The sequence below is a fragment of the Mycobacterium sp. genome, from assembly GCF_050701675.1.
GTDB lineage: Bacteria > Actinomycetota > Actinomycetes > Mycobacteriales > Mycobacteriaceae > Mycobacterium.
The window spans coordinates 1-10,882 of record NZ_JBOGDD010000026.1 but is presented as its reverse complement, the minus strand read 5'-3'; the positions used below and the strand labels follow the sequence as shown (position 1 = coordinate 10,882).

General features: G+C 68.5%; 10 protein-coding genes. All 10 read left to right on the top strand.

Going from position 1 to position 10,882, the window contains the following annotated elements; genetic code table 11:
* Positions 1-3,308 (top strand): pyruvate carboxylase (locus tag ACRDUX_RS00860; protein ID WP_526410092.1); only part of this gene is annotated, 3,308 nt, incomplete at its 5' end.
* Entirely contained in the window at positions 3,305-3,871 is a 567-nt protein-coding gene (rsmD, locus tag ACRDUX_RS00855) for a 16S rRNA (guanine(966)-N(2))-methyltransferase RsmD (protein WP_526410094.1), read from the top strand. The genes ACRDUX_RS00860 and rsmD, both read left to right, overlap by 4 nt.
* 11 nt (positions 3,872-3,882) lie before the next feature.
* The gene (gene coaD, locus ACRDUX_RS00850; RefSeq protein WP_526410090.1) at positions 3,883-4,362 is read left to right on the top strand and encodes a pantetheine-phosphate adenylyltransferase; all 480 of its coding nucleotides are present in this window, start codon (positions 3,883-3,885) and stop codon (positions 4,360-4,362) included.
* 213 nt (positions 4,363-4,575) lie between these two features.
* Positions 4,576-5,313: a cell division protein SepIVA gene (gene sepIVA / locus ACRDUX_RS00845; RefSeq protein ID WP_526410088.1), complete on the top strand. Its 738-nt coding sequence runs from the start codon at positions 4,576-4,578 to the stop codon at positions 5,311-5,313.
* Between the two features lie 46 nt (positions 5,314-5,359).
* Positions 5,360-5,995 carry a YceD family protein gene (locus ACRDUX_RS00840; protein ID WP_526410086.1) on the top strand — a complete coding sequence of 212 codons (636 nt, stop codon included), beginning with the start codon at positions 5,360-5,362 and terminating at the stop codon, positions 5,993-5,995.
* Positions 5,992-6,744 (top strand): ribonuclease III, encoded by a 753-nt coding sequence (gene rnc / locus ACRDUX_RS00835; RefSeq protein WP_526410084.1) that lies wholly within the window; start codon positions 5,992-5,994, stop codon positions 6,742-6,744. Before ACRDUX_RS00840 ends, rnc begins: the two co-directional genes overlap by 4 nt.
* Positions 6,737-7,600 (top strand): bifunctional DNA-formamidopyrimidine glycosylase/DNA-(apurinic or apyrimidinic site) lyase, encoded by an 864-nt coding sequence (gene mutM, locus ACRDUX_RS00830; protein WP_526410082.1) that lies wholly within the window; start codon positions 6,737-6,739, stop codon positions 7,598-7,600. The genes rnc and mutM overlap by 8 nt, the downstream gene beginning before the upstream one ends.
* Positions 7,601-7,713: 113 nt before the next feature.
* Positions 7,714-8,118 carry an OsmC family protein gene (locus ACRDUX_RS00825; protein ID WP_526410080.1) on the top strand — a complete coding sequence of 135 codons (405 nt, stop codon included), beginning with the start codon at positions 7,714-7,716 and terminating at the stop codon, positions 8,116-8,118.
* Positions 8,118-8,432, top strand: coding sequence for an acylphosphatase (locus ACRDUX_RS00820; RefSeq protein WP_526410078.1), 315 nt, complete (start codon positions 8,118-8,120; stop codon positions 8,430-8,432). The genes ACRDUX_RS00825 and ACRDUX_RS00820 overlap by 1 nt, the downstream gene beginning before the upstream one ends.
* A 38-nt stretch (positions 8,433-8,470) precedes the next feature.
* Positions 8,471-10,882 (top strand): chromosome segregation protein SMC (gene smc / locus ACRDUX_RS00815; RefSeq protein ID WP_526410076.1); only part of this gene is annotated, 2,412 nt, incomplete at its 3' end.

Below are 10,882 nucleotides of genomic sequence, written 5' to 3'. Positions count from 1 at the left end.
CGGTTGCGGTGTACGCCTTCGAGGATCGCAATTCGTCTCACCGGTTGAAGGCCGACGAGTCCTACCAGATCGGCGAGACCGGCCGTCCGGTCCGTGCCTATCTATCGGTCGACGAGATCATCCGCGTCGCCAGACACGCAGGCGCCGACGCGGTGTATCCAGGCTACGGATTCCTCTCGGAGAACCCGGAATTGGCCGCCGCCTGTGCCGAGGCCGGGATCACGTTCGTCGGCCCGGGTGCTCACGTGCTCGAGCTGACGGGCAACAAGTCCCGTGCGATCGCCGAGGCACGGGCGGCGGGTCTGCCGGTGCTCGCGTCCTCGGCGCCGTCGGCGTCGGCGGACGAGCTCGTCGGCGCTGCGGCGGACATGCAGTTCCCGCTCTTCGTGAAGGCGGTGTCCGGCGGCGGTGGACGCGGAATGCGGAGAGTGGCCGAACCCGAGGCGCTCGCCGAGGCGATCGAAGCCGCCAGCCGCGAGGCGGAGTCGGCGTTCGGAGATCCGATGGTCTACCTCGAGCAGGCCGTGGTGAACCCGCGCCACATCGAGGTGCAGATCCTGGCCGACGGCCAGGGCAACGTCATCCACCTGTTCGAACGGGACTGCAGCGTGCAGCGCCGCCACCAGAAGGTGATCGAGCTGGCGCCAGCGCCGAATCTGCCCACCGAGCTGCGGGACCGCATCTGTGCGGACGCCGTCGCGTTCGCCAGGCAGATCGACTACACCTGCGCGGGCACCGTGGAGTTCCTGCTCGACGAGCGCGGTGACCACGTGTTCATCGAGATGAACCCCCGCATTCAGGTCGAGCACACCGTCACCGAGGAGATCACCGACGTCGACCTGGTGGCCAGCCAGCTGCGCATCGCCGCGGGGGAGACGCTGGCACAGCTGGGACTGAGTCAGGATTCGGTGCAGGTGCGCGGCGCGGCCATGCAGTGCCGGATCACCACCGAGGATCCGGGCAACGGTTTTCGGCCCGACACGGGCCGCATCACCGGTTATCGCTCACCCGGTGGTGCGGGCATCCGGCTGGACGGCGGCACCCACCTGGGCGCCGAGATCAGCGCGCACTTCGACTCGATGTTGGTGAAGCTGACGTGCCGGGGGCGCGACTTCTCCACGGCGGCGACGCGCGCCAAACGTGGATTGGCCGAGTTCCGGGTACGGGGGGTCTCGACCAACATCCCGTTCCTGCAGGCAGTGGTCGACGATCCCGACTTCCGGGCGGGCCGGGTCACCACGTCGTTCATCGACGAACGCCCCCATCTGCTCACCGCGCACACGTCCGCGGACCGCGGCACGAAGATCCTCAACTACCTCGCCGAGGTCACCGTCAACACGCCCTACGGGGGCAGCCAGCGGGTCTACCCGCAGGACAAGCTTCCCGATGGCGACCTCGAATCGACGCCGCCACCGGGCAGCAGGCAGCGGCTGCTCGAGCTGGGACCCGAGGGTTTCGCGGCCTGGCTGCGAGACTCGCCGGCAGTGGGCGTCACCGACACCACGTTCCGCGACGCTCACCAGTCGTTGCTCGCCACCCGGGTGCGGACCACCGGCCTCACGCTGATCGCGCCGTACATCGCCAGGATGACGCCGCAACTGTTGTCCATCGAGTGCTGGGGTGGCGCGACTTACGACGTGGCCCTGCGGTTCCTGAAGGAAGATCCCTGGGAGCGGCTGGCTGCGCTGCGCGAGGCGATCCCCAACATCTGCCTGCAGATGCTGCTTCGGGGCCGCAATACCGTCGGCTACACGCCGTACCCGGAGGTGGTCACTGAAGGGTTCGTGCAGGAGGCCACCGCGACGGGCATCGACGTCTTCCGCATCTTCGACGCGCTCAACAACGTCGAGTCGATGCGGCCTGCCATCGATGCGGTGCGTGGAACCGATTCTGCGGTCGCCGAAGTCGCGATGAGTTACACCGGCGACCTGTCCGATCCCGCCGAGACCCTGTACACCCTGGACTACTACCTCCGGCTCGCCGAGCAGATCGTCGAAGCGGGCGCCCACGTGCTGGCGATCAAGGACATGGCAGGCCTGCTGCGGCCGCCCGCGGCGACCACCTTGGTCACCGCGCTGCGCAGTCGGTTCGACCTGCCCGTGCACGTGCACACCCACGACACCCCCGGCGGACAGCTGGCCACCTACACCGCCGCGTGGCAGGCGGGTGCCAGCGCGGTCGACGGTGCCGCCGCCCCGTTGGCTGGCACCACCAGCCAGCCCGCGTTGAGTTCGATCGTCGCCGCGGCCGCCCACACCAGCCATGACACCGGGCTGTCGCTGCGCGCCGTATGCGACCTCGAGCCGTACTGGGAGTCACTGCGGAAGGTGTACGCGCCCTTTGATGTTGGAGCGTCTGGAATCACGGCTCCCACCGGGCGGGTATACGAACACGAGATTCCCGGCGGCCAGCTCTCCAACCTGCGTCAGCAGGCGATCGCGCTGGGCCTTGGCAACCGCTTCGAGCAGATCGAGGAGGCCTACGCCGCGGCCGACCGCGTGCTCGGTCACCTGGTGAAGGTCACGCCGTCGTCGAAGGTCGTCGGAGACCTGGCGCTGGCCCTGGTCGGCGCGGGCGCCACGGCGGATGAATTCGCGGCCGACCCGGCACGATTCGACATCCCCGACTCCGTGATCGGGTTCCTGCGCGGTGAATTGGGCGATCCGCCGGGCGGATGGCCCGAACCGCTGCGCACCAAGGCGCTGGCCGGGCGTGCGGCGGCCAAACCGGTTCAGCCACTCACGGCCGACGACGAGGTGGCTCTGACGAAGCCGGGCCACGACCGTCAGACCACCCTCAACCGGCTTCTGTTCCCCGGCCCCACAAAGGAATTGGAAGAGCACCGGGAGATCTACGGTGACACCTCGCGGCTGAGTGCCAACCAGTTCTTCTACGGCCTGCGCCACGGTGACGAGCACCGCATCCAGATCGATCGCGGTGTCGACCTCATCATCGGGCTCGAGGCCATCTCCGACGCCGACGAACGCGGTATGCGCACGGTGATGTGCATCATCAACGGCCAACTCCGGCCGGTCGTGGTGCGTGATCAGTCCATCGCCGCCGACGTCCCCGCCGCCGAGAAGGCCGACCGCGCCAACTCCGATCACGTCGCGGCCCCGTTCGCGGGCGTCGTCACCATCAACGTCGCCGAGGGCGATCAGGTCAGTGCCGGGCAGACCATCGCCACCATCGAGGCCATGAAGATGGAGGCCGCGATCACCGCCCCCAAGGCGGGCACCGTCAACCGGGTCGCCGTCACGGCCACGGCGCAGGTAGAAGGTGGCGACCTCCTGGCGGTGATCCACTGACCCGCATCATCGGGGGTCAGTTCGGAGGGCGCCGGATTGCAGTGCCACAGCAGCGATCTGGACGGGGGACTCGGCCCACCACCGATCGTGTCCGCGAGTCTTTGTTCAACGTCCTGACTGCCCGACTCGACCTGGCGGGCACCACGGTGCTCGATCTGTATGCGGGCTCTGGCGCCCTTGGGCTGGAAGCGCTTTCGCGCGGCGCCGCCTCGGCGGTGTTCGTGGAGTCCGATCGCCGGGCCGCCGCCGTCATCGCCGACAACGTGCGCGCCCTTGGTGCCACGGGCGCGGTGGTGCGCTGCGGTCAGGTGGCGTCGGTCCTCGCGGTCGGCGCCCCGACACCTGCCGACGTGGTCCTCGCCGACCCGCCGTACGAGGTGGCCTCGGCCGACGTCGAGGCGGTTCTGTCCGTCCTCGCCGACCGCGGCTGGCTGGCCGCAGGGGCGATCGCCGTCATCGAACGTTCTGCATCCAGTCCGGCGTTGACGTGGCCGGCCGGCTGGACTGCGGGCAAGGACCGCCGCTACGGCGACACCCGCCTGGAGTTCGGCGAGATCGCGTAGCGTCGTCGACCATGAGTGGCGCCGTATGCCCAGGTTCCTTCGACCCCGTGACCCTCGGCCACATCGACGTGTTCGAACGGGCGGCGGCACAGTTCGACGAGGTCGTCGTTGCGGTGCTGGTGAACCCGAACAAGTCGGGCATGTTCACCTCCGAGGAGCGCATCGACCTGATCCGCGAGTCGACGACGCACCTGCCGAACCTTCGGGTCGAGAGTGGCAGCGGGTTGGTCGTCGACTTCGTGAAGGCCCACGGGCTCACCGCGATCGTCAAGGGACTGCGCACGGGCACCGACTTCGAGTACGAGCTGCAGATGGCGCAGATGAACAAGCACGTCGCGGGGGTGGACACCTTCTTCGTCGCGACCAGGCCGCAGTACTCCTTCGTGTCGTCGTCGCTCGCCAAGGAGGTCGCGGTGCTCGGCGGTGACGTCTCGGAGTTGCTGCCAGAGGCCGTCAACGCACGTCTGCGGGTCAAACTCGCCGAGCGCTGACACTTTGCCTGCCATTGCGCGCCGAGCGTGCGGCCATGGCGAGAAATCCGCCGGAATGTCGCACTGGCGGCACGTTGGGCGACGGGTCGGGAGCACGGCCGCCGAGCTCACCCGAAAATACCGCCATCGCGACTCACCGGCGTGGCGTGCCTAGTCACACGGGTAACACCAGGCACACTAGTAACAACCAACTAAGGCCGGGAGGGTGTTGCCGTGTACCGAGTATTTGAGGCGCTCGACGAGCTCGGAGCGATCGTCGAGGAAGCCCGCGGCGTGCCGATGACGGCGGGCTGCATGGTGCCCCGTGGCGACGTGCTCGAATTGCTGGACGACATCAAGGATGCGATCCCCGGCGAACTCGACGACGCCCAGGACGTTCTCGACGCCCGCGACGGGATGCTGCGCGAGGCGAAGGACCATGCCGACTCGATGGTCTCGTCGGCGACCGCAGAAGCCGACTCGCTGGTCAACCACTCCCGTGCCGAGGCGGATCGGATCCTCGCCGACGCCAAGGGGCAGGCCGATCGCATGGTCGCCGAGGCGCGTCAGCACGCCGAGCGGATGGTCGGTGAGGCCCGCGAGGAAGCCAACCGCGTCTCGGTCATGGCCAAGCGCGAGTACGAGGCCAGCACCGGGCGCGCCAAGGCCGAAGCCGACCGCCTCATCGAGAACGGCAACATCTCCTATGAGAAGGCCGTCCAGGAAGGCATCAAGGAGCAGCAGCGACTGGTCGCTCAGACCGAGATCGTGCAGACCGCGACGTCGGAGGCGACCCGCCTGATCGACACCGGGCACGCCGAGGCCGACCGCCTCCGTGGCGAGTGCGACATCTACGTCGACAGCAAGCTGGCCGAGTTCGAGGAATACCTCAACGGCACGCTCCGCTCGGTCGGGCGTGGACGCCACCAGTTGCGCACCGCCGCGGGCACGCACGACTACGCGCAGAGGTAGGAGCCCAGCGATAAGAGGGGACCGTCCGCGGCCGTAGGATCGACTGATGGCCGGGAAGTCGAAGCATGGCGTGCGCAGAGGCTCACAATCAGGCCCTCGATCACCATTCGAGCTGGACGTCTCGCGTCTCGGTCTTCGGCCCGGTTCGATGATCACCTTCGGTGAGACCGTGGCCGCGCCGTCGCGCATCGGCATCGAGCTGATCGCCATTCCCGAGGGCGCTCCCGTCGAACTCGACCTGCGCCTCGAGTCGGTGTCCGAGGGAGTGCTCGTCAGCGGCACGGTCTCCGCGCCGACCGAGGGCGAGTGTTCCCGCTGTCTGACCCCCGTCACCGGCGACGTCGAGATCGACCTCACCGAGTTGTTCGCCTATCCGGACAGCGCCACCGAGGCCACCACCGACGACGATGACGAGGTGGGACGGGTCGTCGACGACAGGGTCGACCTCGAACAGCCCATCATCGACGCCGTCGGCATGATGTTGCCGTTCTCGCCCGTGTGTCGCGACGACTGTCCCGGACTGTGCCCGGAGTGCGGCGTCCCGCTTGCCGACTTCGCCGGTGACGCCGAGCCCCACCACCACGACGTGATCGACCCGCGATGGGCCAAGCTCACCGCGTTCAAGCCCCCCGGCGACGAACCGCGGGGGCCGCACGACCCCGCCCACGGAGGACGCGGGTGACGGTCGATCGCGCACCACTGCTCCAAGCGCTTGGCGTCGACCTGCCAGAGGATCTGCTGACGCTCGCCCTTACCCACCGCAGCTATGCCTACGAGGCAGGTGGCCTGCCCACCAACGAACGTCTCGAGTTCCTCGGGGACGCCGTGCTCGGGCTGGTGATCACCGCCGAGATCTTCACCAGGTACCCGGACCGCAGTGAGGGTGAACTCGCCAAGCTGAAGTCCGCCGTCGTCAACACCCAGGCGCTGGCACGGATCGCCAGGACCATGACCGAGGACGGCCTTGGCGCCTATCTCCTGCTCGGCCGCGGCGAAGTCGCCAGCGGTGGTGCGCACAAGGCCAATCTGCTCGCCGACGCGGTGGAGTCGCTGCTCGGCGCAACCTACGTCCAGCACGGACACCGGGTCGCAGGAGAGGTCATCGTCCGACTGTTCGCCGACGTGCTCGAAGCCGCCGCCAACCTCGGCGCAGGACTCGACTGGAAGACCAGCCTGCAGGAACTCGCGGCAGCGCGGCGGTTGGGTGTCCCTGCTTACGTCGTCTCGTCGACCGGCCCCGAACACGACAAGCACTTCACGGCGCGGGCGATCGTCGGCGAGAAGGACTACGGCCAAGGCGCAGGGCGCACCAAGAAGGAGGCCGAACAGCACGCCGCCGCCGCCGCGTACAACGTGCTCGAGACCGCCGTCGACGCTGCCCCAGCCGACGCAGCAAAGGACGACGCAGCCGTGTCCGAGCGGGATGCCTGAACTTCCCGAGGTCGAGGTCGTCCGGCGGGGGCTTGCCGCCCACGTGGTCGGCAAGTCGATCACCGCGGTCCGCGTGCACCATCCCCGCGCGGTGCGACGGCACGTGGAGGGGCCCGCCGATCTCACGGCGCGACTGCTCGACAACACGATCACCGGAACGGGTCGGCGCGGAAAGTACCTGTGGCTCACCCTCGGCAGCGGTGAGGCATTGGTCGTGCACCTCGGGATGAGTGGACAGATGCTGCTCGGCCCGGTCGCGCGAACCGAGCACCTGCGCGTCGCCACGCTGTTGGACGACGGCACCGCGTTGAGCTTCGTCGATCAGCGCACGTTCGGCGGCTGGATGCTCGCCGAGCTCGTCACCGTCGACGGCACCGAGGTGCCCGTCCCCGTCGCGCACGTCGCCCGCGACCCCCTCGATCCGCTGTTCGACAGTGAGGCGGTGGTAAAGGTGTTGCGGCGCAAGCATTCCGAGATCAAGCGTCAGCTGCTCGATCAGACGGTGGTGTCGGGCATCGGCAACATCTACGCCGACGAGGCGCTGTGGCGGGCGAAGGTCAACGGGGCGCGCATCGCGGAATCGTTGACCAAGCCGTCGCTCAAGGCGCTCCTCGACCACGCCGCCGACGTCATGCGCGATGCCCTCGGCCAGGGCGGTACGTCGTTCGACTCGCTGTACGTCAACGTCAACGGCGAGTCGGGTTACTTCGACCGGTCGCTGGACGCGTACGGGCGGGAGGGCGAACCGTGCCGGCGATGCGGTGCGGTGATGCAGCGCGACAAGTTCATGAACCGGTCGTCGTTCTACTGTCCGCGGTGCCAGCCAAGACCGCGCCAACCCAAACCGCCGCGTTGACAGTCAAGTCCACGGCGTTGACAGTCAAGCACCGCCGAAATGGAATTCCCTGTCGTTGAGCGGGCGCGTCAACGACAGGGAATGCTATTTCGGCGAACGGAGTTAGGAGCAACATGACGGATCTCTGGGTCGAGCGGACGGGCGTTCGCCGTTACACCGGACGCAGCGCTCGTGGCGCCGAGGTGCTGATCGGGTCGGAGGACGTCGATGGCGTGTTCACACCCGGTGAGCTGCTCAAGATCGCGCTCGCGGCGTGCAGCGGCATGAGCAGCGACCACCCTCTCCGCACCAGGCTCGGTGACGATTATCAGGCGACGATCAGGGTGTCGGGCGCCGCCGACCGCGAGCAGGAGCGCTATCCGCTCATCGCGGAGAACCTCGAGGTCGACCTGTCGGATCTGTCCGAGGAGGAGCGGCGCAAGCTCCTCGTCATCGTCGAGCGCTCGATCGACAAGGTGTGCACCGTGGGCCGCACCTTGAAGACGGGCACGGAGGTCACCTTCGAGGTCACCGAGTAGTGACCGAGCGGGCAGGCGACGGGTCGAACGGCGGATCGGACGACGACGTCCGCCTGAGCGCCTGGGTGCACGGTCGCGTCCAGGGTGTCGGCTTCCGCTGGTGGACGCGCGCGAGGGCGTTGGAAATTGGGCTGACCGGGTTCGCGGCCAACAAGGACGACGGTCGGGTGCACGTGGTGGCCCGCGGTCCGCGCGCGTCGTGTCAGCGACTGCTCGACCTGCTGCAGAGCGGCACGACACCGGGTCGCGTCGACGCGGTCGTCCATGACTGGTTGGCCCCGGGCGACGCGATCGAAGGGTTCGCCGAGCGATAGGGCAATCGGCACGGTGCCTGGAGGTACTGTGGCACGTCATGCACCTCAAGAGTCTGACGCTGAAGGGCTTCAAATCCTTCGCGTCGCCGACGACTCTGCGCTTCGAGCCGGGCATTACCTGTGTCGTGGGGCCCAACGGATCGGGCAAGTCGAATGTAGTCGACGCCCTGACGTGGGTAATGGGTGAACAGGGCGCGAAGACCCTGCGTGGCGGCAAGATGGAGGACGTCATCTTCGCAGGGACGTCGTCGCGAGCGCCGCTCGGGCGCGCCGAGGTGACGCTGACCATCGACAACTCCGACAACGCGCTTCCGATCGAGTACTCCGAGGTCTCCATCACCCGCCGGATGTTCCGCGACGGGGCCGGCGAATACGAGATCAACGGCAGCAGTTGCCGACTGATGGACGTTCAGGAGCTGCTGTCGGACTCCGGCATCGGCCGTGAGATGCACGTCATCGTCGGGCAGGGCAAGCTCTCGGAGATCCTCGAGTCCCGGCCGGAGGACCGTCGGGCGTTCATCGAGGAAGCGGCTGGCGTGCTCAAGCACCGCAAGCGCAAGGAGAAGGCGGTCCGCAAGCTCGACTCGATGTCGGCGAACCTCAACCGGCTCTCCGACCTGACGACGGAGTTGCGGCGCCAGCTCAAGCCGCTGGGGCGGCAGGCCGAGATGGCGCGGCGGGCCCAGACCATCCAGGCCGATCTGCGCGACGCCCGGCTCCGGCTGGCCGCCGACGATCTGGTCATCCGGCGCAGCGAGTTCAACGACACCAACCAGGCCGAGACCACGCTGCGGCGCGAGCACGACGAGATCAGCACCCGCCTGGAGACCGCCACCATCGAGCTGACCACCCACGAGGCTGCGGTTGGCGCCTTGAGCGGGCGTGCCGAGGCGGCGCAGCAGACGTGGTTCCGGTTGTCCGCGCTCGCCGAACGAGTCAGCGCGACCGTGCGGATCGCCAGTGAGCGGGCGCAGATGCTCGAGGTCGACGCCGAGGTGTCCCAGGGCGCCGACCCCGACGCGCTCGAGGCGCAGGCCGACGAGGTCGCCGCACACGAGCAGCAGCTGCTCGCCGAGCTGGCGGAGTCAAGGGCGCGGCAGGAGGCCGCCGGCGCCGAGCTCGGCGAGCGCGAACGCATCGCCGCCGAGGCCGAACGCGCACACCTGGCCGCCGCCCGCGCGGAGGCGGACCGCCGCGAGGGACTCGCCAGGCTCTCCGGTCAGGTCGACACCATGCGCACCCGCGTCGAATCGATCGATGAAGGGGTAGCCCGACTTTCGGTGAGCATCGAGGATGCCGCCACCCGGGTGCAGCAGTCCCGGGCGGAGTTCGAGACCATCCAGAGCCAAGTCGGCGAACTCGACGCGGGGGAGCTCGGCCTCGACGAACAACACGACCGCACGGTGACCGCGCTGCGGCTGGCCGACGAGCGGGTCGCCGAGCTGCAGACGGGAGAACGCGCCGCCGAACGCCAGGTCGCGTCGCTTCGCGCCCGCATCGACGCATTGGCGGTGGGGCTCGACCGCAGGGACGGTGCGGCGTGGCTGCAGAAGAACCACGGTGGCACGGGACTTCTGGGGTCGGTCGCCAAGATGCTCCGGGTTCGTACCGGCTATGAGGCCGCGGTCGCCGCGGTGCTTGGGTCGGCAGCCGATGCGCTGGCCGCCGAGAACTTCGGTGCCGCGCGGTCAGCCGTCGCTGCCCTCAAGCAGGCTGACGGCGGTCGTGCGGCCATCGTCCTCGGCGACTGGCCCGAAGTTCAAGTGTCACAGCAGGATTCCGCGCAGAACCTGCCCGACGGAGCCTCCTGGGCGCTTGACGTCGTCGAGGCCTCGCCGCAGCTGCGCGGCGCCATGTCCGCGATGCTCGCCGGGGTCGTGGTGGTCGGTGATCTGAGCGCGGCTTTGGATCTGGTGGCGTCACATCCTCGCCTTCGTGCGGTGACCTCCGACGGTGACCTCGTCGGCGCTGGCTGGCTGACCGGTGGCTCAGACCGCAAACCGAGCACGCTGGAGATCACTGGAGAAATCGAGAAGGCCCGAGCCGAATTGGAGTCCTCCGAGCGCCAGGTGTCCGAGCTCGCCGCCGCGTTGTCGGGTGCGTTGGCCGAGCAGGCGTCGCGGCAGGACTCCGCCGAGGATGCGATGGCCGCGCTCAACGAGTCCGATGCCGCGATCGCGGCCATCTACGAGCAGCTCGGCAGGCTGGGCCACGAAGCCCGTGCCGCAGAAGACGAATGGCAGCGACTCATCGGCCAGCGCGACGAACTGGAAGCCGGCCGGATGCGTACCTTCGAGGAGCTCTACGCACTCGAGGAACGGCTGCACAACGCACAGCAGGAACCGACGTTCGATGGCGAGCCGGTGGACCGGCAGGAGTCCGTCGCCGCGGCCGAGGCCGCAAGGGCAGCCGAGTTCGAAGCGCGGTTGACGGTACGCACGGCCGAGGAG